This is a genomic window from Pseudomonas sp. DY-1, assembly GCF_003626975.1.
Classification (GTDB): Bacteria; Pseudomonadota; Gammaproteobacteria; order Pseudomonadales; family Pseudomonadaceae; genus Metapseudomonas.
Genome location: NZ_CP032616.1, coordinates 1,623,561 through 1,646,779, shown reverse-complemented (window position 1 = coordinate 1,646,779; position 23,219 = coordinate 1,623,561). Strand labels below are relative to the sequence as shown.

Genomic DNA, 23,219 nt, shown 5'->3' with positions numbered 1-23,219 from the left:
CCAGCCAAGGACGCGCAAATGCCGGAAAGGAGTGTGGCCCTGTATCCGCCGGAGTTCGGCGAGGCACCCCTGAGCCTCGCTTTTCGCCAGGCCTGGTTGGAATGGCGTGATGCCTGGGACGAGCTGGAAGATGCCGACGACAGCGACGGCCAACTGGTGGAGCGCACGGCCGAGACTGCCACGCGCATCGTTCGCCGCCTCTGGCGCAGCGCGTTTGCCAGTGTCGGCGAGCCGGCGGCGGCCCAGGTCAAGGCGATGGTCTACGCCTTCGTGGCGCTGCTGGATGAAACCCTGTTGTTCGGCAGTTGGGCTGGCCAGATCGCCTGGCAGGAACGCCCGCTGGAGGCGCGGCTCTATGGGTCGCGCAATGCCGGCGAGCGCGTGCCCACGGCCATTCGCAACCTGCTCAAGGAGCGTATTCCGGCCACCCGCGACCTGGCCAATGTCTACCTGCAATGCCTGGTGCTGGGCTTCCACGGCCAGCTGCGCGGTGAGCGTGGTCAGGCCATGCACGAACGCTGGCGGCAGGCGTTGTTCACCTTCGCCTGGCAGCGCGAGCCCGTCGCTCAAGGCGCACTGCAGAGCCTCGAGCGCCCACTGCGCGCCGAGCCGCTGAGCCGGCCCCTGCGTCGGGCTTTGCCGGATGGCCTGCGCCTGGGATTGGCGATTGCAGGTTTTGCGCTGCTGCTGACAGCCCTTGGGCAGTGGCTGTGGAGCGACATCCAGTCCGAACTGGAACCCGTCCTGCACCTGGCCGCCACGCTGGATGACGGGGAACAGTCGGAATGAGCGGCTTCGCCATTGCCCTGATAGTCCTGGCGCTGCTCCTGCTGCTGGCCGCCCTCGCGGTGCTTTGGTGGTGGTTGCGCACCCAGTCCGGCGCGGCCATCCGCAGCTTCTATGCCGCCGTGCGCAAGATGGAACACGACCAGGGCAGCCAGGATCGTTATCAGACTCCCTGGCTATTGCTGGTGGGCGACCCGCGTGAAGGCGGCCAGTTGTGCCTGGACTGGCAATTGGCGCCGGCTGGGCGGGCTGCCTGGTTTGGTCGCTGGTGGCTCGACCCCGACGGCTGTCTGCTGGTAGTGCCCCAAGGCCTGTTTCTGCCGGAGGAGGGTGGAACCGTTCCGGCCTTCGCATGGCGTCGACTGCTCGGCATGTTGCTGCGCTTGCGTGGCCAGCGGCCCCTGGATGGTGTGATCTGGACCATCCCGCTGGCGCGCCTGCTGGACGATGCGCAGTTGGCAGCCGATGCCATCGCCGCGCGTCGCCGCTTCGGCGAAATGCTGCAGCGTCTGGGCCTGAGCCTACCGGTACATGTGCTGGTCACTGGCCTCGAGGAAATGCAGGGGTTTCAGGAATTGGTAGCCGCATTGCCGGAAGAAGGCCGTGAGCGCGCCCTGGGTTGGGCATCACCCTATGCCCTGGAGGCGGGCTGGCAGGGCTACTGGCTGGATGACGCCATCGACCAGGTGATCCAGGGTGTGCAGGCGGCGATCCTCGAAGTAGCGGCTATCAAGGGTGAGCTGGGAGAAGACCTCTACCGTCTGCCGGGTCAGCTGGATGGCTTGCGGGGCAACCTGCGCGCGCTGCTCGAGCCGGTATTCCAGGGTAATGCCCAGGGCGAGGCACCGCGGCTGCGGGGGCTCTATCTCAGCTCGGCTCAAGCGTTCGCCAGCGATCCCGAATCGTGGGAGCTGACCGCCCGCGAACTGGCTCCGGCGCGCGGCGTGTTCACGCGCTCGCTCTGGCGCCAACGATTCCTCGCTGAACAGGGCCTGGCCCAGGCGGTGCCGCGCATCTTGCGCCTGCGTCAGCGCTGGCAGCAGGTAGTTGCCGGTACGGCGGCGGTCATCGGCGCTTTCTGGCTCCTCGGGATGCTCTGGGTGTGGCATGACGGCCAGCGTGACGCCCGCGAGCTGACGCGTGTGCTGCAGGTTGCGCAGAACAATCATGTGACGCTGAAGGACCCGGCGCGCAGCGCGGAGCAGGCGCGGCGTAACCTGCTGGGCTTCTGGCGCCTGCTGCAGGATGCTCCGCGCTGGCATTTCGCCTCGCTGGTCTATCCCACCTCCTGGTTTTCCTCCCTCGATGGACGCATGGACAACGTCCTCCGGTCCATGGCGCGCAGCGAGGCGATGCACCCCCTGGGACAGCTGCAGCGAGTGGAGCTGGACAAGCTGTTGGCGATCCGCGTGGGTGATCGACGCACCAGCGTCGAAGGCGAGCAGCCCGAGGATTGGCCGAACTATGTCAAGGCGCGCAAGCTGGCCTACGGCGTGTCCAGCCTGGCGCAACAGAACCGGCTGTTCGCCGACGTCCTGTCCGGTGACAAGGGCGTGCTGGAACCATTGGCGCAACTGGGCAACACCGCGCTCGGGCTGGACTTGAACACGGCCGACCTGCGCCGCCGCGCCTATTACGAGCGCGTTTTGCGAGGGCTGGGCGGCCCGGGACTGGCGCCGCTCGACCTGCAGCCCCAGCGCCAGGCCCTGAGCCAGCAATATCAGGCGCTGATGAAGCTCTGGCTGACGCAGTACTTCCTGGCCGACAACTTCGTTCGTCCGGCCGGGTACCTCAAGGTGCACCTCGAGAGCCTGCAAGGCGGGCAGGGCAATACACTGCCCGAGCTGGAAGAGATCAACAGCCTGATCGATACCCTCGAAGACCTGATCGCCCTGACCAACTCCGCCTGGAGCCACAGCAATGGCGAGGAGCTGGTTCCGGGTTATCGCAATCACATGGAAACTGTGCGTCAGAACAGTTTGCTGGGCCCCGCGGTGGAGCAAAACCTCGAGGCCGAAGCGGCCCGCCTGCGCAAAGGCTTCCACGGGCAGTGGATCGCCAGCATCGGCACTCGCTCCAACCTGTTGCAGCGTCAGGCGGGCGGCACGCTGACGATGCAAGAGCACATCAGCGCGCTGGCAAAGGCGATCAAAGGGCTGCTCAAGCGCGATTTCGTCGTGGTTGCCCTGCGTCGGGACGCCGCCGAGCCCGATCCGCGGACACTGCGCTACGTCGATTCGCGGGCATTGGCCCAGGCGCAGGGCTTCGTCGACAGCTATCGCGCCTTCGTCGGCCAGGAGCTGGCACTGATTCCGCCGGATTATCGCGAAGGCATGCTCAAGGCGGCTGGTGAAGCGGCGACGCGAGCCATCTGGGCCAGCCTCAGCGCTTCCGATCCGCGCCCGCCAGGCGGGGCCAGCAAGGCCTTCGATGTTCCGGTGGAACAGGCCGGCCAGGTTCTGAACGCACTGGTCGAGCTCGATCGGACCGACCTTGCTGGCGCATTGCGCAGCCAGCTGACCCGCATGGCCATGGCCGATGTCGATTCAGCTTTGGGCAGCATCGATGCCTTACCGGTATTTACCCAGCGCTTCGACATCTACCAATGGGACGGTGGCCGCAATCTCGGTCTGCAACTCTTCCGCTCCAGCGATGTGCAGGACCTGAAGAACAGCCTGGGCCAGCAGTTCGCAGTCATCCTTTCCACCAGTGAGGGCGCGGCGCCAGCGCTGACGTGGCTCCAGGAGCAGGCAGGGTTGTCTTCCTCCGAGCGGGACCGGGTGGCGCGCCTGGCTGCCCTGAGCGAGGAAATGATCAAGTACAAGGCCCAGAACCCTGCCAGCTCACCGGCGCTGTTCGAGCAACTGGTCAGCCGCGACTTCGTCGAAATGGACATGGGTTCCTGCACCCAGGTGCTGGCCACCGCCACCCTTTCCGCCGGTGTCGGCGATCTGTCCCGGCGTACCCATGTCCTGCGCGAACAGGCGTCGCAGCGCTGCAGCCAGTTGCAGCAGCAGCGTGCCGCCCAGGCCTGGAATGACCTGGCGGACTACTTCAACCAGTACCTCGCTGACCGCTTCCCCTTCGCCTACAGCCTTCAGGCCGATGATGCCGACCCGGCACGGGTGCAGCACCTGGTGGAACTGATCGACAGCCGGCTGGCGCAGGCTGAAGAAGGCCTGAAATGGAGCAACGCCAGCGATCGCCCTGCAGCGGAGGACTTCCTCGCCCGTCTGAAACAGGCGCGTAGCTGGCTTGGCCCGCTGTTCCTGCGCGACCCTTCTGGCTCCCTGGGCGTCGAGCTGGACGTGCGCTGGCGCACCGACCGCGATGACGAGCGCGGAGCGGACCAGGTAATCGCCTGGGGTCTGCATGCTGGCGACAAGCAGATCGGCTTCCCCGGCGAAGTGCAGCGTCTGCACTGGAACGTCGGCGATCCCGTGCAGCTGTTGCTGCGCTGGGCCAAGGACGGCAGCCAGAGACCGAGCATCGACCCGTTGCAGCCGAGCATGGCGGTGTCCGATCTGGAGGCGGGCTGGGAGTACCGCGGGCCGTGGGCGCTGTTGCGCCTGATGCGCTCCCATGTGGTGCTGCAACGGCAGCCGAGCATGGATTACACCGACTTTCCGCTGACCCTTCAGGTGCCGGTGCGCGGTACTCCGAGCGGCAACCAGCAGGCGTTGATGTTCATGCGCCTGTCGCTGATGACGCAGGGGGGCAAGCTGCCGCTGTCAATTCAGCCCCTGCCGGTGAAGGCTCCGCGCTCGCCCTTCATCAATAGCCACAGCGCTTCCCTGGTCAGCACCGAGGCGACGCCATGAACCTGCCGATGACCGATAGCCCGGCCAGCGAGCTGCTGGACCCCATTTCCGATACCGAACCCTGCGGTCCCAGCCTGCGCTACGACCCCGCCTGGGACCGTCTGCGAGAGCTGCGCCGGGAGGACGACGCCAGCCTGCCCGCGGGAGTCTGGCAAGCGGACCTCAAGCGAGGTGACTGGGCTGCTGTGGAGCACCTGGCCAGCGAGCTGCTCCGTGAACGCAGCAAGGACCTGATGCTGGCTGCCTGGTTGGGCGAGGCCTGGCTCCTGCGCAGCGGACTCGACGGCCTGGCGCCGGCGCTGGGGTTGCTCGCCGGACTCTGTGAGCGCTACCCCGACGATCTGCACCCGCAACCGGAGGACGGCGACCGTTCCTGGCGCGTGGCGCCGCTGGAGTGGATGGTGCGTCGCTACAGCGAAATCGTACTGACCCGATGCGCGCTGTTCGGTGCCGAGCATTCCGATCTCGCCCACCTGACTCTGCACGGCTGGCAGCAACTCCAGCAACGGCAGGTGCAGGCCAGCGACAGCAAGGCGGATAAGGTCGCCGCCGAGGCGGCACGGCTGGAGCAGCGCAAGCTCGATGAAACGCTCAGGCAGATGTCACCGGCGAGTTTCCTGCGCGTGCGTCAGGGCGCGGAGGCGAGCCTGGCGGAACTCGGTCGCCTGGATGCCTGGAGCGACGGCTGGCTGGGTGACCTGGCTCCCAGCTTCGCTCCTTTGCACCAGACCCTGAACGCCATCCGCTCGCTCATGCAGGAGTTCGCCCCCATGCAATCCCAGACGCCGCCTGCCATGGAGCCAGCCTCCGAATCCTCGGCAGCTCCGATTGCCGCCGCCGCGGAGGTCGCGCCCAGCTTCAGCGGCACACCGGGTAGCCGCGAAGAGGCCTACCGCCAATTGGCTCTGATCGCCGACTACCTCGCCCGCACAGAGCCACACAGCCCGGTGCCCTATGTGATCCGCCGCGCGGTGGAATGGGGCAACCAGCCGCTGAGCACTCTGCTGGATGAGTTGATCACGGCCGATGCCGAATCCCGCCGCCTGTGGAAGCTCCTGGGTGTACTCAAGTAGGGGCGAGTGGCGTACCTGCGGTCCGCCTGGCGATTGAAATAGCCCCTACAAGGTTCGTGCACGGGGTTTGGCCTGAGCTATCAGGCAGGTCTTCGACCTGCATCGCGATTGAAATCGCTCCCACAGTTCAAGCACGTCGCCGCTGTCTTTTGTGGGAGCGAATTCATTCGCGAAAGGGCAGCACAGCTGCCCCCGTCCAACAGCTCATCACGCGCTTACCAACACCTCGAAACCGCCAAAGATCATCCGCTGCCCATCGAAAGGCATGGTGCTCGGGTCGGGTTTCATGCGCGGGTCTTCCATCGCTTTCTTCATGCCTTCGTCTCTGACCTGCTTGGACGGCCAGGTGATCCAGGAGAAGACCACGGTTTCACCTTCCTTCAATTTCACTGCCATGGGGAAGGAGGTCACCTTGCCCTCGGGTACGTCGTTACCCCAGCACTCGACGACGCTGAGGGCGCCGCATTCCTTGAAGACGCCAGCAGCCATCTCGGCCACCTTGCGGTAGGCCTCACGGCTGGCGGTGGGAACGGGTACCAGGAATCCATCTACGTAGCTCATATCCATTCTCCTTTCTGGATGGTGTGAAAAAAAGTTGTCTGTCGCATCCGGTACACGCAGGGATCACGCGCCCGATTCACTAATGAGTCGATCTAGATAGTGCCGGTTCGACAGACTCGCCAATCGAGTGGTGCTTGCGCCGACCAGCGGTCAATGCGCTGTGATGTCTTTGGGCTGGCGGAAAGAAATGCGTCTTTCGCCGATTGTTCCTGCCCATGAAAAAGCCCCGCCGAAGCGGGGCTTTTTCATTTCGCGAGGGTTACTTGTTGCGATTGTCGTACACGTGGCAGGCCTTGCCTTCGGAGCGTTTCAGTGAATAGCAGGGGCGCAGGACGATGCGCGAGCTGATGCCGATGTAGGTCTTGATGTACTTGGAGAGCTCGTTGCACAGCACCTGCTGTTGCGACTCGCCGAGGTTCTCGTGCTCGTGCTTGAGCTCGACATGCACCTCGATGCTGTCCAGGTTGCCGTTGCGGAACAGGTGGATCTCGTAGTTCTCGGAGAGTTGCTTGACCTTCAGCACCTGTTCTTCGATCTGGGTCGGGAACACGTTCACGCCGCGGATGATCAGCATGTCGTCGCTGCGGCCGGTGATCTTGTCCATGCGCCGCATGGGGCGGGCGGTGCCCGGCAGCAGGCGGGTCAGGTCGCGGGTGCGATAACGGATCATCGGCAGCGCTTCCTTGGACAGCGAGGTGAACACCAGCTCGCCCATCTGGCCGTCCGGCACTACTTCTCCGGTCACCGGGTCGATGATCTCGGGGTAGAAGTGGTCTTCCCAGATGGTCGGGCCGTCTTTGGTTTCCGCGCATTCCATGGCGACCCCGGGGCCCATGATTTCCGACAGGCCGTAGATGTCCAGAGCGGTAATGCCCATGCGTTCTTCGATGGCGCGGCGCAGTTCGGCGGTCCAGGGTTCGGCGCCGAAGATGCCGAGGCGCAGGGCCAGCTTGTGCGGGTCGATGCCCTGGCGCTCGATCTCGTCGGCCAGGTTCAGCATGTACGACGGGGTGACCATGATGATGTCCGGTTGGAAGTCACGGATCAGCTGGACTTGCTTCTCGGTCTGGCCACCGGACATCGGGATCACAGTGCAGCCCAGGCGCTCGGCGCCGTAGTGGGCGCCCAGGCCGCCGGTGAACAGGCCGTAGCCGTAGGAAATATGCACCTTGTCACCCTTGCGACCGCCGGCCGCGCGGATCGAGCGCGCGACCACGTTGGCCCAGGTGTCGATGTCGTTCTGGGTGTAGCCGACCACCGTGGGCTTGCCAGTGGTGCCGCTGGAAGCGTGGATGCGCACGATCTCGCTCTGCGGCACGGCGAACATGCCGTAGGGGTAGTTGTCGCGCAGGTCGTTCTTGCCGGTGAAGGGGAATTTCGCCAGGTCTTCCAGGGATCTCAGGTCGTCCGGGTGTACGCCTTTCTCATCGAAGCGTTGGCGGTACAGCGGAACGTTTTCGTAGGCGTGCTTGAGGCTCCAGCGCAGGCGTTCCAGCTGGTGCTGGCGCAGCTGGTCGACGCTGGCGGTTTCCATCGGGTCAAGCAAGGCGGTATTGGCAATCATGTTCATGGTTCACTCGAATTATTTTTGTGCGCGAAGCCGTAGGCTTCTGAGTGCTGAGGAAGAGGATACTCCTCACCCGTTTTTCAGATCTCGGTTCTTGCGTTTCAGAGCCTTTCAATGATCAGGGCGATGCCCTGACCCACGCCGATGCACATGGTGCAGAGGGCGTAGCGGCCCTGGCGTTCTTCCAGTTCGTGCAGGGCGGTGGTCACCAGGCGTGCGCCGCTCATGCCCAGCGGGTGGCCGAGTGCGATGGCGCCGCCGTTGGGGTTCACGCGCGGATCGTTGTCGGCCAGGCCCAGCTCACGCAGAACGGCGAGGCCCTGGGCTGCGAAGGCTTCGTTGAGCTCGATCACGTCCATTTCGGCCAGCGACAGGCCAGTCAGTTCCAGCACCTTGCGGGTCGCCGGTACCGGGCCGATGCCCATGATGCGCGGCTCGACGCCGGCGGTAGCCATGCCCACCACGCGGGCGCGGGCCTTGAGGCCGTGGCGTTCGGCCGCGGCACTGCTGGCCAGCAGCAGGGCGCAGGCGCCGTCGTTCACACCCGAAGCGTTGCCGGCAGTAATGCTGCCGCCCTGACGGAACGGCGTGCCCAACTTGGCCAGCTGTTCCAGGGTGGTGTCACCGCGCGGGTGTTCATCCTGCTCGACAATTTTCGGCGGGCCTTTGCGCTGCGGAATTTCCACCGGGACGATCTCTTTCGCCAGTCGACCATTGGCCTGGGCGGCGGCGGCGCGCTGCTGGCTACGCAGGGCGAAAGCGTCCTGGTCCTCGCGGGAAACGTTGAATTGCTCGGCCACGTTCTCGGCGGTCTCCGGCATGGAGTCGATGCCGAACTGGCTCTTCATCAACGGGTTGACGAAGCGCCAGCCGATGGTGGTGTCGAAGATGTCCGCCTGGCGGGAGAAGGCGCTTTCCGCCTTGCCCATCACGAACGGGGCGCGCGACATGGATTCCACGCCGCCTGCGATCATCAGGCCGGCTTCGCCACAGCGCAGGGCACGGGCGGCGTTGCCGATGGCGTCCAGGCCGGAGCCGCAGAGGCGGTTCAGGGTGGTGCCGGGTACGGTCACCGGCAGGCCGGCGAGCAGGGCGGACATGCGTGCGACGTTGCGGTTGTCTTCGCCGGCCTGGTTGGCGCAGCCGTAGATCACGTCGTCGATGGCGCTCCAGTCCAGTTCGGGATGGCGCTGCATCAGCGCGCGCATGGGCACGGCGCCGAGGTCATCGGCACGCACCGCGGACAGGGCACCGGCGTAGCGGCCGATAGGCGTACGTACGGCGTCGATAATCAGGGCGTCATTCATCAGGGGTCTCCTGCGCGAGTACCGAGCCGCGCACTTTGTAGGACTTGCCGTGGAAGAGGGCGATCAGTTGTCCGTTCTGGTTTTCGATGCGTACGTCGTAGTTGCCGGTGCGGCCGCTGCGGCTTTGCTCGACGGCCTGGGCGGTGAGGGTGTCGCCGAGACGCGCCGGGGCTACGTAGTCGATGCTGCAACCGATGGCCACGGTGGCTTCGTTATAGGTGTTGCAGGCGAACGCGAAGGCCGAGTCGGCCAGGGCAAACAGGTAGCCGCCGTGGCAGGTGCCGTGGCCCTGGACCATGTCGTCGCGCACGCTCATGCCGACGCGGGCCTGGCCCGGTGCGACCGAGAGCAGGCGCATGCCCATGGCCTGGCTGGCAGAATCGCGCTCGAACAGTGCGCTGCCGCAGGCTTCGGCAAGGGAAAGGGCTTCGTGGTTAGTCACGGAAGTTCCTCCCTTCGGCAACCTGGCGACGCAGCAGCAGGGAAGGGCGGTAGCGCTCTTCGCCATAGGCGGTCTGGAGGTTTTCCAGGGTGCGCAGGACTTCCGTCAGGCCGATGGCATCGGCCCAGGCCAGCGGCCCTTGCGGATAGTTCACGCCGGCACGCATGGCCAGGTCGATGTCGCCAGCCGAACCCACGCCCTGCAGCACGGCATCGGCACCTTCGTTGGCGAGCATGGCCACGGTGCGCAGCACGGCGAGGCCCGGAATGTCGTTGAGTTGGCTGACCTTCAGGCCGGCGCGCTGCAGCAGCGCGACCGCCTGGTCGCGAGCGTCTCCGGACGTGCTCGTGGCGCAGGCGATGCCAAGGCGGCTGGCCTTGCTGTAATCCAGCGCGAGGTCGATCAGCACCAGGTTGATGAGGCCGTCTTCACGGGAACGCTGGCTGGCGAGACGGCCGTCGGACAGGGCGATTACTGCGTCACCTACCCGCAGCAGGCCCTTGCCGTCGCGGCGGACCACCTTCACGCCGGCGTCCACCAGGCGCTGTACCAGGGGTTCGGCAACCCCCAGGCTGCCTTCCACCACGCAGGACTCCACGCTGGCGTCGCTGGTCAGCTCGGCCGGCTGCGGACGTTCGGCGCCTTCGGCATAGCTGTAGAAACCGTGACCGCTCTTGCGGCCCAGACGGCCGGCGTCCACCAGTTCCTTCTGGATCAGCGAGGGCTGGAAGCGGAAGTCGCCGTAGTAGGCGTCGAACACCGAGCAGGTGACGGCGTAGTTGACGTCATGGCCGATCAGGTCGGTCAGTTCGAAGGCGCCCATGCGGAAGCCGCCCGCGTCACGCATCAATGCGTCGAGTGTGGCGCAGTCGGCGGCGCCTTCCTGCAAAAGGCGCAGGCTTTCGGCATAGAAGGGACGCGCCACGCGGTTGACGATGAACCCGGGGGTGGAGCGGGTATGTACCGGCTGCTTGCCCCAGGCCCTGGCGGTTTCGTACAGGCCTTCGGCGAGGTCGCGGTCGCTGGCCAGGCCAGAGACGATCTCCACCAGCGCCATCAGCGGTGCCGGGTTGAAGAAATGCATGCCGACGACCCGGCCCGGATGCTTGAGGCCGGCGGCCAGGCTGGTGATGGACAGGGAAGAGGTGTTGCTTGCGAGGATGCAGTCGCTGCTGCACAGCGCTTCGAGCTGGCGCAGCAGGCCACGCTTGACCTCCAGGTTCTCTACGATCGCCTCGATCACCAGGCTGGAATCGGCCAGGGCCTCGATGGCTTCCACCGGTTGCAGGCGGGCGACGATAGCGGCGCGATTTTCGGCAGAGAGCTTGTTCTTCTCCACCAGGCGGCCGAGCTGGCGGTCGATGCCGTCGATGGCCTGGGCGGAAGCGCCAGGGCGGTTGTCATAGAGCTTGACCGGATGGCCAGCCTGGGCGGCGACCTGGGCGATACCGGCACCCATGGCGCCGGCGCCGATCACGGCGACGGTGGCGGAAGTATGAAGGGCAGGCATGGGCTCAGCGTCCTTTGAAGGCCGGGGTGCGCTTTTCCATGAAGGCGCTGACGCCTTCGCGGTAGTCCTCGCTGCGACCGGCAAGGCGTTGCAGGTCGCGTTCGAGGTCCAGCTGCTCGTCGAAGCTGTTGTTCAGGCTCGCGTTGAGGCTGCGCTTGATCAGGGCCAGGCCGTAGGTCGGCTGGGTGGCCAGGTGACGGGCGAGCTTCTGGGCTTCCTCGCGCAGGGCGGCATCGTCCACCACGCGATAGATCAGGCCCCACTGCTCGGCCTGCTCGGCGGTCAGGCGGTCGCCCAGCAGGGTCAGGGCCTTGGCGCGGGCCATGCCGACCAGGCGCGGGAGGGTCCAGGTACCGCCGGAATCCGGAATCAGGCCGATCTTGCAGAAGGCCTGGATGAAGCTGGCGGAACGGCCAGCCAGGACCAGGTCGCAGGCCAGCGGAATGTTGGCGCCAGCACCGGCGGCCACGCCGTTGACGGCGCAGATTACCGGCAGCGGCAGGTCGCGCAGGGCGCGGATCAGCGGGTTGTAGAACTTCTCGATGGACTCGCCCAGGTCCGGTGCGGCAGCACCGGGGGCCACATTGCGGTCGCCCAGGTCCTGGCCGGCGCAGAAACCGCGGCCTTCGCCAGTCAGCAGGAGGACGCGGACCTCGGGGTTCTGGCGCACCTGCTTGAGGGCTTCGCGGACTTCGCCATGCATCTTGGCGTTGAAGCTGTTCAGTTGCTCCGGGCGGTTGAGGCTGAGGGTGGCGACGCCAGCCTCGATGGAAAACAGGATGTGCTCGAAGTTCATGGCTTTGGCGCTCTACGGAGTTCGAAGGGGCGGACGGTCAGTGCTTACTGGCCGGTGAATTCGGGGCGGCGCTTTTCCTGGAAGGCACGGATGCCTTCGTCGCGGTCGCGGGTGCCGGCCAGCAGGGTGAAGGCGTGGCGCTCGAAGCGCAGGCCGCTGGCGAGGTCGGTGTCTTCGGCCTTGAGCAGCGCTTCCTTGGCGAGACGCACCGCCAGAGGCGCCTTCTGAGCGATGACGCGGCCGATGGCGATGGCGCGCTCGACGGTGAATTCGGGTTGGGTCACTTCGCTGACCAGGCCGGCGCGCTGGGCATGCCGGGCGTCGATGGCTTCGCCGGTGAGCACCATCTGCATGGCCAGGGATTTGCCGACCGCGCGCAGCAGGCGCTGGGTGCCACCGGCGCCGGGCATGATCCCCAGGTTGATTTCCGGCTGGCCGAAGCGGGCGTCTTCGCCGGCGATCAGGATGTCTGCGTGCATGGCCAGTTCGCAGCCGCCGCCCAGGCAGAAGCCATTGATGGCGGCGATCAGCGGCTTGCTGAAACGGGTGATGCGTTGCCAGTAGGCCAGGCGCGGGTCATTGAGGATGCCCACCAGGTCGCGCTCGGCCATTTCCTTGATATCGGCGCCGGCGGCAAAGGCCTTGCGGCTGCCGGTGATGACCACGACGCGGGTCTCGGCGTCCTGCTCGGCGGCATCCAGTTCGGCGGCCAGCTCACCCAACAGCTCGGTGTTGAGCGCGTTGAGCGCTTCCGGGCGCTGCAGGGTGATCAGGCGGACACCCTGCTCAGGCGGCAGGACAGCAAGGGTACGAGGCATTTCGACTCTTCCTCAGGTGCACGCGCGGCCCTTTGGCGAGCCGCTCTTATTAGTGGGTTCGGGTGGGGTCCCTTCCTGTGTCTGCCGCGCTGAGGGCGGGGCGACTTTGGCCGGAGTATAACCACAAAGCGATACAAAACAAGAATGGTAGATATGATTTATGTGTCTCATATCTTCTGTCTTTACTACAAAAGAACAGATTGAAAGGCCCGGTCATGTGCATGGAAAGGCCGTGGTTACTCGGATTTATCATTGTTAAAGGGCGCGTGATACGTACCGATTACCGGTCGTCATCTGATACAGGTGCTTGAGCTTCTATGTTGCAGAGTGATGTGATACAAAATTCAGTATCTAACGAATCGCTTTGCGCCACCTTGTGGCTTCATCTGCCCAGTTGAGGAGTTTTTCCATGTCGACCACCGCCCGCGCCGCCGCCCTCGAGCTGTTCGAGCATCATCGCGGCACCCTTGAGCGCGCCGTCCAGGCCATCAGCGAGCGCGGCTACTGGTCGCCCTTCCCGGAAAGCCTCAAGCAGTACCCGGAAGAGTCGGTAAAAGATGCCCAGGCTGCCTTCGAGTCACTGCTTGGCCAGCATTTCGTCCTGGCAGGTCCGCAATCGGTTGGTCGAGCAGGCGCCGAGCGTTCGCCCTATGGCTTCGACCTGGGTGTGACTTACGACCAGTACGACGCGGACGAGCTGCTGTCGCGGCTGCAGGCGGCGCTGCCGGCTTGGCGTGATACCGGGCCGAAGGCGCGGGTTGGCGCTTGCCTGGAAATCCTCCAGCGGCTGAACGCCCTCAGCCCGACACTGGCCCATGCCGTCATGCACACCAGCGGCCAGGCCTACATGATGGCCTTCCAGGCTGGCGGCCCTCACGCCCAGGACCGTGGTCTGGAAGTGCTGGCCTACGCCTGGCGAGCCATGGCCGAGGTGCCGGAAGCAGCGCGTTGGACCAAACCTCAGGGCAAGCAGGACCCGCTGGTGCTCGACAAGCGCTGGCACATCGTCCCGCGCGGCCTGTCGCTGGTGATCGCCTGCTCGACATTCCCCACCTGGAACACCTATCCCGGCCTGTTCGCCAGCCTTGCCACCGGCAATCCGGTGCTGGTGAAGGCACACCCCGGTTCCATCCTGCCGGTGGCCATGAGCGTCAAGGTCGCCCAGGACGTGCTGGCCGAACTGGGCTTCGATCCCGCGTTGGTGAGCCTGGTGGTGGATACGCCTGACGCTCCGGTCAGTCAGAAACTGGCCCTTGACCCGCGCGTGAAACTGGTGGACTTCACCGGTTCCAGCACTTTCGGCAACTGGCTGGAAGATAACGCCCGCCAGGCCCAGGTGTTCACCGAGAAGGCCGGCATCAACAGCGTGATCATCGATAGCGTGCGCGACATCAAGGCCGTGGCGCGCAACCTGGCTTTCTCCCTCAGCCTCTATTCCGGGCAGATGTGCACCACCACCCAGGCTATCTATGTACCCCGGGACGGTATCCGTAACGGTGACGAGCAACTGAGCTTCGATGAGGTCGCCCAGGCACTGGCCGGCGCTGTGAAGAGCTTCCTCGCCGACAACGAGCGTGCTTGCGCGGTGATCGGTGCCATCCAGTCCCAAGCCACCGCCCAGCGCATACAGGCTTGCCGCCAACTGGGCGAGGTGCTGCTCGATAGCGAATCTCGCGAGCATCCGCAGTTCCCTGGCGCGCGCATCCACACGCCGCTGCTGCTGAAGGTGGAGGCCGCTGACCGCGAAGCCTATTCCGAGGAGCGTTTCGGCCCCATCGCCTTTGTCATCGCCACCGACGACACCGCGCACAGTCTGCGTCTGGCCGGTGAGGTGATCGCCGAGAAGGGCGCCCTGACCCTGGGTGTGTACTCCACCGACGAGGACGTTCTGGACCAGGCAGAGCAGCTGTCCCAGGAGGTTGCCGTAGCCCTGTCGGTCAACTTCGATGGCGGCGTGTTCGTCAACCAGTCCGCGGCCTTCAGCGATTTCCATGCCAGCGGTGGCAATCCGGCGGCCAACGCCTCTATCACCGACGGTGCTTTCGTTTCCCGTCGCTTCGTTACCGTGCAGAGCCGTCGCCACGGTGCGGCGTGAGCCTATAGGAAGAAGGAGCCCTGCGATGACTTGCTACAGCCTCGACGGATTGACCCCGGTGGTGCATCCCACCGCCTACGTGCATCCCAGCGCGGTGCTGATCGGCGATGTGATCATCGGCCCGGGTTGCTACGTCGGGCCCCTGGCCAGCCTGCGTGGCGATTTCGGCCGGATCATCCTGGAGGAGGGCGCCAACATCCAGGACACCTGCGTGATGCATGGCTTCCCCGAGAGCGACACGGTGGTCGAGCGCAATGGCCATATCGGCCACGGCGCCGTGCTGCACGGTTGCCGCATCGGTGAAGACGCCCTGGTGGGGATGAACGCGGTAGTGATGGACGGCGCGCGGATTGGTGCGCGCTCCTTCGTTTCCGCCACCGCCTTCGTCAAGGCCGGTTTCAGCTGTGAGGCTCAGTCGCTGGTGATGGGCGCGCCGGCGCAGGTCAAGCGCAGCCTCAGCGACGAGGAAGTGACCTGGAAGCAGGCCGGTACCCGGGAGTACCAGCTGCTGGCCCGGCGTTGCCTGGAGAATATGGTGGCTTGCGAGCCGTTGTCCGAGGTGGAGGCTGATCGCGCCCGTATAACCGATCGTGGCCTGCGTCCGAAAGGTACTTCGTCGCAATGAGTGCGGTCTTCGCACACCGGGGGTGTTCCCCGATGGTCATGCCGATGAGCCTGCGGGTATATTCGGCATCTTTTCCGTTTCCAGTATGCCCATGACTTCGCTCGTGCCCTTGGACCAACTCGTCACCCGCTTCCAGCAGCAGACGCCCATTCGTGCCAGCTCGCTGATCATCACCCTCTACGGCGATGCCATCGAGCCCCACGGCGGTACTGTCTGGCTGGGCAGCCTGATCCAGTTGCTGGAGCCCATGGGTATCAACGAACGGCTGATCCGTACCTCGATCTTCCGCCTGACCAAGGAAGGCTGGCTGAGTGCCGAAAAGGTTGGTCGGCGCAGCTACTACAGCCTGACCGGCACCGGTCGGCGGCGGTTCGAGAAGGCCTTCAAGCGGGTCTACAGCTCCAATGTGCCGGCCTGGGACGGCGCGTGGTCCCTGGTGGTGCTTTCGCAACTACCCCAGGACAAGCGCAAACAGGTGCGCGAAGAGCTGGAGTGGCAAGGTTTTGGTGCGATTTCGCCCAGCGTGCTGGCCAACCCGCGCTGCGACCGGGTGGACCTGACCGCGACCCTGCAGGAGCTGGATGCCGTTGAAGACAGCATCATTTTCGAAACCCGCTCCCAGGACGTGCTGGCCTCCAAGGCCCTGCGCATGCAGGTTCGCGAGAGCTGGAACATCGACGAGCTGGGCACGCACTACAGCGAGTTCATCCAGCTGTTCCGCCCGCTCTGGCAGGCCCTGCGCGAGCAGGAGAACCTGCAGCCGGCCGACTGCTTTGTGGCCCGAACCTTGCTGATCCACGAATACCGCAAATTGCTGCTGCGTGACCCGCAACTGCCCGACGAACTCCTTCCGGGCGATTGGGAAGGCCGCGCGGCGCGCCAGCTGTGCCGCAATATCTACCGACTCATCTTTGCCAAGGCAGAGGAATGGCTGAACGCGGCGCTGGAAACCGCGGATGGTCCGTTGCCCGACGCCGGGGAGAGCTTCTATCAGCGATTCGGTGGATTGAGGTAAAGCAGCCGCCCGGGAGGGCGGCAGTCACGGACGAGGTGAACCCGGCACTGCCGGACAACGACAAGAACAACGCCTAGCGTGAGGCTGAGAAAGCCATGATGAGTGCACAATCAGTAAGGGCAGACCGCTTCGACGAGTGGCTGCAAGGCATCAACCAGGTCTGCGGCCGTTTCGGGGCCAAGTTGCTTGGCTCGGAATTTTCCGGGGCGATCCGCGAGCACAAGGCCGGCGCCATCAAGCTGAGCTTCGTGGACGTGGCCCAAGCGCGCCTGTTCCGCACGCCCAAGGAAGTGGCGCAGAGCGAAGGCAAGCACTTCTACCTGGCCTTCCAGCTCGCCGGCCGCGCCGGTATGGAACAGGCCGGTAACAGCATCGAGCTGGCACCCGGCGACATCACCCTGATCGACTCCACGCTGCCGAGTGACTTCGTCTATCACGAGAACTCTCGCCAGTTGTCGCTGATCGTGCCGCGCCACATCGTGGAGCAGGGCCTGCGCTTCTCCGGCGTGCGCTGTGCCCAGCGCATTCCGGCCAGCTCGCCCGTGGCGGTGATGGCCAATCGGCTGATCATCGAATCGACCCGTCAGGACAGCCTCAGCCTGCCCGAGAGCGAAGCCACCCTGGAGGCAATGATCAGTCTGCTGCGCCCGGCCCTGAGCTCAGCCGAAGCCGAGCAGGATGCCCACGAGCGCCTGTTCCGCAAGACCCTGCGCTTCATCGACGAGAACATCTGCGCCGAAGAGCTTTGCCCGGAAACCATCGCTCGCGAAGTGGGGGTTTCGGTACGTGGCCTCTACCGCATGTTCGCCAAGAAGGGCCTGGTGGTGGCGCAGTACATCAAGAACCGTCGCCTGGACTTCTGCGCCGAAAGCCTCCGCCACTCTGGTGGCGAGCAGAAACTCTCCGCCCTTGGCTACGCCTGGGGTTTCACTGACTCCAGCTACTTCTCCACCGCCTTCAAGGCGCGTTTCGGCGTGTCGCCCAGCGAGTACCGCAAGCAGTACAGCCAGGCTTGAACGTTGTTGTAGGGGAGGCAGTGGCCCTGTAGGGGCGATTTCAATCGCCAAGGGCGGCGCAGCTGCCCCCAGAGAGGTTGCAGGGCAGGACTGCGTCCTACCTGGCGAATGAATTGGCTCTGTCTGCATGACGTGTTGCAAGCAACTGCACTGCCCGTAGGAGCTGGCTTGCCAGCGAATGGCCGCGTTTCGCCGGCAAGCCAGTTCCTACAACGCTCTTGGCTCGATGGTAAATCTCTCGCAACAGCTAACGCAGACATAGCGAACGAATTCGCCCCATCTACAGATTTCCCTGCCGCCAACACCTGGCAGCCCTGCCAACACGTCTGGCACACACAAAAAAACCTCGAATCCCGTCAGCGCCGAGAATCCGGACATCGGCCCTGTTTCCGCGTGTGCCGTAGTGGCAGCGCGGGCGGGCTTGTAGATGATCGAGGTGGTGAGTAGATGCACAAACGCAATGAGGGGCTACTGTTCGGCGTGCTGTCGCTGCTGATGGCCCAGTCGGTGCTGGCGGCGGACTGCGCGCCGGAACAGGTGCAGAAGGGCGAGACGCTGTTCGGCAGCGACTGCTCGGTATGCCATTCGGCCAAGCAGGGTGGCCCGACCATGATGGGCCCGAACCTTCACGGCCTGTACGGACGCACGTCCGGCAGTCTGGCTGGTTTCAGCTACTCCCAGGCGATGAAGACCAAAGCGGTGGAATGGAAGCTGGACAGCCTGGAGCAGTTCATTGCCCAACCCCAGGGCTTCGTCGCCGGTACCTACATGCCCTATGCCGGTATGGCCAGCGCTGACGATCGTCGCGCGGTCGGCTGCTTCCTGGGCGCACAGAAATGATGGTGCCGGGCAGGCGCCCGGCCCACGGTTAAAGAGGATCGAGCATGAGCAAGGTTGAAATTCTGCCGCAGGTGGCGGCATTCCTGGAGCGCCGCCACGGTTGCTTCATCGATGGCCAGTGGGTGCTGCCGGAAGGCCCGACTACCCCGGTGCTGAACCCTGCTACCGGCGAAGCCATCTCCCACGTGCCGGACGTGCCGCTGGAGTACCTGGATCGTGCCGTGCAGTCCGCCCACAAGGCGTTCAAGTCTCGCGTCTGGTCCGGCCTGCGTCCGGCCGATCGCGAGCGCATCCTGCTGCGTTTCGCCGCCCTCGTGGAAGAGAATGCAGAAGAGCTGGCCCAGCTGGAAACCCTGAGCCAGGGCAAGTCGATCAACATGTCACGCATGCTGGATGTCGGCGCTACCGTCGAGTTCATGCGCTACATGGCTGGTTGGGCGACCAAGATCGAAGGCCAGACCATGGACGTGTCGATCCCGATCCCACCGGGCTCGCGCTTCACGGCCTTCGCTCGTCGTGAGCCGGTGGGTGTGGTCGCCGGCATCGTGCCGTGGAACTTCCCGCTGATGATCACCACCTGGAAGGCAATGCCGGCGCTCGCCACCGGCTGCACCGTGGTCATCAAGCCCGCCAGCGAAACCCCGCTGACCGCCTTGCGCCTGGCCGAACTGGCCTTCGAGGCGGGCATCCCGGCGGGCGTGTTCAACGTCGTCACCGGCGGCGGCAGCACCGTGGGCAACGCCCTGGCGTCGCACCCGCTGATCAGCAAGGTGTCCTTCACCGGTTCCACCGCTGTAGGCAAGAGCGTTGGCGTGGCCTGCATGGAGAACATGACCCGCTTCGCTCTGGAGCTGGGCGGCAAGAACCCGATGATCCTGCTGGCCGATGCCGACGTGGAGAAGGCGGTGCAGGGCGCGCTGCTCGGCGGTCTGCTGAATAACGGCCAGGTTTGCGCCGCGGCCTCGCGCTTCTACGTGCACCAGTCCATCTACGAGGAATTCGTCCAGGGCCTGGCCGCTGCGGTGAAAGGTCTCTCCATCGGCCCGGGCATGGACCAGGAAGCGGCGATCAACCCGCTGGTGTCGTTCAAGCAGCAGCAGAACGTGCTCAAGCACATCGACCTGGCCCGCCAGGAAGGTGCCCGCGTGGTGGCCGGCGGCGAGCGCCTGGAAGGCGAGGGTTTCTTCGTCCAGCCCACCGTGCTGGCTGACGTGAACCACGACATGACCGTGTCTCGCGAAGAGGTCTTCGGCCCGGTGCTGTCGGTGATCCCCTTCACCGATGAGGACGCCATGATCGAACTGGCCAACGACAGCGTTTACGGCCTGGCGGCCAGCCTTTGGACCAACGATCTGTCCAAGGCGATGAACCTGGTACCGCGTATCGAAGCCGGCACCGTGTGGGTCAACGCCCACGTGCTGCTGGACCCGAACATGCCCTTCGGCGGCGTCAAGCAGTCCGGCATGGGCCGCGAGTTCGGCCGCGCAGTGATCGAGGCGTACACCGAGCTGAAGTCGGTCTGCATCTCCCACTGATCCAAACCCTCGATTTCCGGCTGGCGCCTTCACGCCTGCCGGTTTTTTTTGAGTGGCGCCGAACCGTTCCCCTGTAGGAGCGAATTCATTCGCGAAGAGCGACGCGGTCGCCCCCTGCAAAATCGATTGGCAGACCTTCGGTCCGCATTTGCGAATGAGTTCGCTCCCACAGTGATGTGACGAGTCCGAGACGGCCGCTAAAACCCCCGCAAGTTCCCCGATCTGCACCGTTCGCACCGTCCTGGTGCGGGTAATCCTTGCACTTTCCATTCCTGAACTAAGCTTTCGGCAGTCCCCCCATCGAAGGACCGCCAGATGAGCGAACCACTCCTCAGCTTCGACGAACTCAAGAAAGCCGTAGCCAGCGGCGAGATCGATACGGTGCTGGCCTGCATGGTGGACATGCAGGGACGATTGGTTGGCAAGCGCTTCCAGGCTGAGTTCTTCGTCGACAGCGCATACGAAGAAACCCACTGCTGCAACTACCTGCTGGCCGACGACATCGACATGGAGCCGGTGCCCGGCTACGCGGCGGCGAGTTGGAGCAAGGGCTACGGTGACTTCGTTCTGAAGCCCGACATGAGCACCCTGCGTCGGGTGCCCTGGCTGGAATGTACGGCGCTGGTGCTCTGCGACGTACTGGATCATCACCACCGCGAAGACCTGCCCCACAGTCCGCGCGCCATCCTCAGGAAGCAGGTGGCGCGGCTGGCCGAGCGCGGTTACACCGGGATGTTCGCCTCGGAGCTGGAGTTCTATCTCTTCGATGAAAGCTACGACGCCATCCACAAGCGCAACTACAGCCATCCGAAGACGGCCGCGCACTACATCGAGGACTACAGCATCCTCCAGACCACCCGTGAGGAGCCGGTGCTGCGGGCGATTCGCAAGCACCTGCAAGCCAGCGGTGTGCCGGTCGAGAACTCGAAAGGGGAATGGGGGCCGGGGCAGGAAGAGATCAACGTCCGCTATGCAGACGCCCTGACCATGGCCGACCGCCACGCGATCATCAAGCACGCCTGCAAGGAAATCGCGTACCAGCAGGGCAAGTCGATCACCTTCATGTCCAAGTGGCGCTACGACCTGGCCGGCTCCAGTTGCCACATCCACAGTTCGCTTTGGGACAAGAAGGGCAAGAAGCCGCTGTTCTACGATCCCAAGGACGAGTTCGGCATGTCCAAACTCATGCGCGGCTGGGTAGCCGGGCAGCTCAAGTACGCCAGCGAGGTGACCTATTTCCTCGCGCCCTACATCAACTCCTACAAGCGCTTCCAGGCCGGGACCTTCGCACCGACGCGCGCGGTGTGGAGCCGTGACAACCGCACTGCCGGTTTCCGTCTTTGCGCCGAGGGCAGCAAGTCGGTGCGCATCGAGTGTCGTATCGGTGGTGCCGACCTCAATCCCTATCTCGCCTTTGCCGCGCTGATCGCCGCCGGCCTGGCAGGCATCGATGAAAAGCTTGAACTGGGTGCTCCATTCGAGGGGGATGCCTATGTGAATGACCAGCTCCCGGAGGTCGACAAGACCCTGCGCGAAGCCACTGCCGCCCTCAAGGGCTCGGACATGCTGCGCAAGGCCTTCGGCGACGAGGTGGTCGACCACTACGTGCACACCGCCGAATGGGAGCAGAAAGAGTACGACCGACGCATCACCGACTGGGAGTTGCAGCGCGGATTCGAGCGTTACTGACAGATTCGCTGTCCGGCAAGCGGCGGGTTCGGGCACGCTGGTTGACCGGTTTGTAAAGGGGACTGGAGCAATACGACAGGCTGTCGCAGTGCAGGCGGGGAAGGTGCCCGAACCGCCGCATGGAGCAATCCATTGCCAATCCAAACCAAAGGGCACCCAAGATGAATCCTGCAGGCCAACACGGCTCCACGCATCAGGATGATGACGTCAAGCTGTTGCACAGCATGGGCTATGCCCAGGAGCTGTCGCGACGGATGGGCGGCTTCTCCAATTTCGCGATTTCCTTCTCCATCATTTGCATCCTTTCCGGCGGCATCAACTCGCTGGCTCAGGGCACATCCGGCGCCGGCGGCGCGGCCATCGGCATCGGCTGGCCCCTGGGTTGCATGATCTCTGGTGTGTTCGCCGTGGCCATGGCCCAAATTGCCTCGGCCTATCCCACCGCCGGCGGGCTGTACCACTGGGGTTCGATCCTCGGCAATCGCTTCACGGGCTGGCTCACCGCCTGGTTCAACCTGCTGGGGCTGGTGACGGTACTGGGTGCGATCAACGTCGGCACCTATTACTTCTTCTTCGGTGCCTTCGGGCCGATGCTGGGCATGGAAGACACCATCACCACACGCATCATCTTCCTGTCGATCCTTACCGGCGGGCAGGCGCTTTGTAACCACTTCGGCATCGGGTTGACGGCCAAGCTCACGGACTTCTCGGGCTACCTGATCTTCGCCACGGCCATCGCCCTGACCATCGTCTGTCTGGTCGCCGCGCCCAGTTACGAGTTCTCTCGTCTGTGGACCTTCGGCAACTTCTCCGGCGCGGCCGGTGGCAATGTCTGGCCGGAAGTGTCCAACAGCTGGATCTTCCTCCTCGGGCTGTTGCTGCCGATCTACACCATCACCGGCTACGACGCTTCCGCGCACACCTCGGAAGAAACCATGCAGGCGGCCCATTCCGTGCCGCGCGGGATGGTGATGTCGGTGGTCTGGTCGCTGCTGTTCGGCTGGCTGATGCTGAGCGCCTTCGTGCTGATGCTGCCAAGCATGGAACAGGCGGCGGCCCAGGGCTGGAACGTATTCTTCTGGGCCATGGACACCCAGGTGAATTCGACGGTGAAGGAACTGCTCTACCTGGCCATCTTCATCTCGCAGATCCTCTGCGGCCTGGCCACGGTGACCTCGGTTTCTCGGATGATCTTCGCCTTCGCCCGTGACGGTGGCCTGCCGGCATCCAAGGCACTGGCTTCGGTCTCGCCGACCCACCGCACTCCGGTAGCGGCGATCTGGACCGGCGCCATCCTGGCGGTTCTGTTCGTCTGGGGCTCGTCGCTGGTGTCCATCGGCGAAACGCCGGTCTACACCATCGTCGTGTCGTGCACTGTGATCTTCCTGTTCTTCTCCTTTGTCATTCCCATCGTGCTCGGGCTCTTTACCTTCGGCACTGCCAAATGGCCGCGCATGGGGCCATGGAATCTAGGGCGTGGGCTGTTTTCGCTGGTGGCGATCCTGTCGATCATCTCGATGGCGCTGATTTTCACCATCGGCATCCAGCCGCCCAATGACTGGGCGCTCTACATCACCATCGGCTTCCTGGTCCTTACGGGAATCGTCTGGTTCGCGTTCGAGGCCCGGCGCTTCCAGGGGCCGCCCATCGGCGACATGATCGCCAAGCGCCAGGCGGAAATCGCCGCGGCCGAAGCGGCATTGAACAAGTAGCTCTTGGCAGC

General features: G+C 64.6%; 18 protein-coding genes. 11 read left to right on the top strand and 7 right to left on the bottom strand.

Annotated features, from left to right (window positions below):
• Positions 1-18: 18 nt before the first annotated feature.
• The 3 genes from D6Z43_RS07925 to tssA are packed head-to-tail and all read left to right on the top strand — an operon-like array spanning position 19 to position 5,680.
• On the top strand, positions 19-789 hold the full coding sequence (locus tag D6Z43_RS07925) for a DotU family type IV/VI secretion system protein (RefSeq protein WP_120651421.1): 771 nt from the start codon (positions 19-21) through the stop codon (positions 787-789).
• Positions 786-4,607, top strand: coding sequence for a type VI secretion protein IcmF/TssM N-terminal domain-containing protein (locus D6Z43_RS07920; RefSeq protein ID WP_120651420.1), 3,822 nt, complete (start codon positions 786-788; stop codon positions 4,605-4,607). Before D6Z43_RS07925 ends, D6Z43_RS07920 begins: the two co-directional genes overlap by 4 nt.
• Positions 4,604-5,680, top strand: coding sequence for a type VI secretion system protein TssA (gene tssA / locus D6Z43_RS07915; RefSeq protein ID WP_120651419.1), 1,077 nt, complete (start codon positions 4,604-4,606; stop codon positions 5,678-5,680). Before D6Z43_RS07920 ends, tssA begins: the two co-directional genes overlap by 4 nt.
• A gap of 207 nt (positions 5,681-5,887) precedes the next feature.
• Here the strand turns inward: tssA and D6Z43_RS07910 are convergent, their stop codons facing one another.
• From D6Z43_RS07910 to paaF, 7 genes are all read right to left on the bottom strand, one after another.
• On the bottom strand, positions 5,888-6,241 hold the full coding sequence (locus D6Z43_RS07910) for a DUF1428 domain-containing protein (protein ID WP_120651418.1): 354 nt from the start codon (positions 6,239-6,241) through the stop codon (positions 5,888-5,890).
• A gap of 259 nt (positions 6,242-6,500) precedes the next feature.
• The gene (gene paaK, locus D6Z43_RS07905) at positions 6,501-7,811 is read right to left on the bottom strand and encodes a phenylacetate--CoA ligase PaaK (RefSeq protein ID WP_120651417.1); all 1,311 of its coding nucleotides are present in this window, start codon (positions 7,809-7,811) and stop codon (positions 6,501-6,503) included.
• A gap of 98 nt (positions 7,812-7,909) precedes the next feature.
• Positions 7,910-9,115 carry a 3-oxoadipyl-CoA thiolase gene (gene pcaF, locus D6Z43_RS07900; protein ID WP_120651416.1) on the bottom strand — a complete coding sequence of 402 codons (1,206 nt, stop codon included), beginning with the start codon at positions 9,113-9,115 and terminating at the stop codon, positions 7,910-7,912.
• A complete protein-coding gene (paaI, locus tag D6Z43_RS07895) occupies positions 9,108-9,557 on the bottom strand; it encodes a hydroxyphenylacetyl-CoA thioesterase PaaI (protein WP_120651415.1) in 450 nt (149 codons plus the stop codon). Before paaI ends, pcaF begins: the two co-directional genes overlap by 8 nt.
• The gene (paaH, locus tag D6Z43_RS07890; RefSeq protein ID WP_120651414.1) at positions 9,550-11,067 is read right to left on the bottom strand and encodes a 3-hydroxyacyl-CoA dehydrogenase PaaH; all 1,518 of its coding nucleotides are present in this window, start codon (positions 11,065-11,067) and stop codon (positions 9,550-9,552) included. The genes paaI and paaH overlap by 8 nt, the downstream gene beginning before the upstream one ends.
• A 4-nt stretch (positions 11,068-11,071) precedes the next feature.
• Complete coding sequence (paaG, locus tag D6Z43_RS07885) at positions 11,072-11,863, bottom strand: 2-(1,2-epoxy-1,2-dihydrophenyl)acetyl-CoA isomerase PaaG (RefSeq protein ID WP_120651413.1); 792 nt, start codon at positions 11,861-11,863, stop codon at positions 11,072-11,074.
• Between the two features lie 44 nt (positions 11,864-11,907).
• A complete protein-coding gene (gene paaF, locus D6Z43_RS07880) occupies positions 11,908-12,681 on the bottom strand; it encodes a 2,3-dehydroadipyl-CoA hydratase PaaF (protein WP_120651412.1) in 774 nt (257 codons plus the stop codon).
• A 409-nt stretch (positions 12,682-13,090) separates the two neighbouring features.
• Here paaF and paaN point away from each other — a divergent pair, with 409 nt between their 5' ends.
• The 8 genes from paaN (at position 13,091) to D6Z43_RS07840 (ending at position 23,208) form a co-directional block, all read left to right on the top strand.
• Positions 13,091-14,776, top strand: coding sequence for a phenylacetic acid degradation protein PaaN (paaN, locus tag D6Z43_RS07875; RefSeq protein WP_120651411.1), 1,686 nt, complete (start codon positions 13,091-13,093; stop codon positions 14,774-14,776).
• Positions 14,777-14,801: 25 nt separating this feature from the next.
• A complete protein-coding gene (gene paaY, locus D6Z43_RS07870) occupies positions 14,802-15,401 on the top strand; it encodes a phenylacetic acid degradation protein PaaY (protein WP_120651410.1) in 600 nt (199 codons plus the stop codon).
• Between the two features lie 91 nt (positions 15,402-15,492).
• The gene (gene paaX / locus D6Z43_RS07865) at positions 15,493-16,416 is read left to right on the top strand and encodes a phenylacetic acid degradation operon negative regulatory protein PaaX (RefSeq protein WP_120655217.1); all 924 of its coding nucleotides are present in this window, start codon (positions 15,493-15,495) and stop codon (positions 16,414-16,416) included.
• 95 nt (positions 16,417-16,511) lie between these two features.
• Positions 16,512-17,432 (top strand): transcriptional regulator FeaR, encoded by a 921-nt coding sequence (gene feaR / locus D6Z43_RS07860; RefSeq protein WP_120651409.1) that lies wholly within the window; start codon positions 16,512-16,514, stop codon positions 17,430-17,432.
• A gap of 447 nt (positions 17,433-17,879) precedes the next feature.
• Positions 17,880-18,272 (top strand): cytochrome c family protein, encoded by a 393-nt coding sequence (locus D6Z43_RS07855; RefSeq protein ID WP_120651408.1) that lies wholly within the window; start codon positions 17,880-17,882, stop codon positions 18,270-18,272.
• A gap of 44 nt (positions 18,273-18,316) precedes the next feature.
• Positions 18,317-19,807, top strand: a complete 1,491-nt coding sequence (locus tag D6Z43_RS07850; RefSeq protein WP_120651407.1) for an aldehyde dehydrogenase — start codon at positions 18,317-18,319, stop codon at positions 19,805-19,807.
• A gap of 315 nt (positions 19,808-20,122) precedes the next feature.
• The gene (locus D6Z43_RS07845) at positions 20,123-21,496 is read left to right on the top strand and encodes a glutamine synthetase family protein (RefSeq protein WP_120651406.1); all 1,374 of its coding nucleotides are present in this window, start codon (positions 20,123-20,125) and stop codon (positions 21,494-21,496) included.
• Positions 21,497-21,657: 161 nt separating this feature from the next.
• Complete coding sequence (locus D6Z43_RS07840) at positions 21,658-23,208, top strand: amino acid permease (protein WP_120655216.1); 1,551 nt, start codon at positions 21,658-21,660, stop codon at positions 23,206-23,208.
• Positions 23,209-23,219: the final 11 nt, after the last annotated feature.

Bases quoted from the DNA above. Each gene is read 5' to 3' on its own strand.
- D6Z43_RS07925 (WP_120651421.1), top strand. From the start codon at position 19: ATGCCGGAAAGGAGTGTGGCCCTGTATCCGCCGGAGTTCGGCGAGGCA.
- D6Z43_RS07920 (WP_120651420.1), top strand. From the start codon at position 786: ATGAGCGGCTTCGCCATTGCCCTGATAGTCCTGGCGCTGCTCCTGCTG.
- tssA (WP_120651419.1), top strand. From the start codon at position 4,604: ATGAACCTGCCGATGACCGATAGCCCGGCCAGCGAGCTGCTGGACCCC.
- D6Z43_RS07910 (WP_120651418.1), bottom strand. From the start codon at position 6,241: ATGAGCTACGTAGATGGATTCCTGGTACCCGTTCCCACCGCCAGCCGT.
- paaK (WP_120651417.1), bottom strand. From the start codon at position 7,811: ATGAACATGATTGCCAATACCGCCTTGCTTGACCCGATGGAAACCGCC.
- pcaF (WP_120651416.1), bottom strand. From the start codon at position 9,115: ATGAATGACGCCCTGATTATCGACGCCGTACGTACGCCTATCGGCCGC.
- paaH (WP_120651414.1), bottom strand. From the start codon at position 11,067: ATGCCTGCCCTTCATACTTCCGCCACCGTCGCCGTGATCGGCGCCGGC.
- paaG (WP_120651413.1), bottom strand. From the start codon at position 11,863: ATGAACTTCGAGCACATCCTGTTTTCCATCGAGGCTGGCGTCGCCACC.
- paaF (WP_120651412.1), bottom strand. From the start codon at position 12,681: ATGCCTCGTACCCTTGCTGTCCTGCCGCCTGAGCAGGGTGTCCGCCTG.
- paaN (WP_120651411.1), top strand. From the start codon at position 13,091: ATGTCGACCACCGCCCGCGCCGCCGCCCTCGAGCTGTTCGAGCATCAT.
- paaY (WP_120651410.1), top strand. From the start codon at position 14,802: ATGACTTGCTACAGCCTCGACGGATTGACCCCGGTGGTGCATCCCACC.
- paaX (WP_120655217.1), top strand. From the start codon at position 15,493: ATGACTTCGCTCGTGCCCTTGGACCAACTCGTCACCCGCTTCCAGCAG.
- feaR (WP_120651409.1), top strand. From the start codon at position 16,512: ATGATGAGTGCACAATCAGTAAGGGCAGACCGCTTCGACGAGTGGCTG.
- D6Z43_RS07855 (WP_120651408.1), top strand. From the start codon at position 17,880: ATGCACAAACGCAATGAGGGGCTACTGTTCGGCGTGCTGTCGCTGCTG.
- D6Z43_RS07850 (WP_120651407.1), top strand. From the start codon at position 18,317: ATGAGCAAGGTTGAAATTCTGCCGCAGGTGGCGGCATTCCTGGAGCGC.
- D6Z43_RS07845 (WP_120651406.1), top strand. From the start codon at position 20,123: ATGAGCGAACCACTCCTCAGCTTCGACGAACTCAAGAAAGCCGTAGCC.
- D6Z43_RS07840 (WP_120655216.1), top strand. From the start codon at position 21,658: ATGAATCCTGCAGGCCAACACGGCTCCACGCATCAGGATGATGACGTC.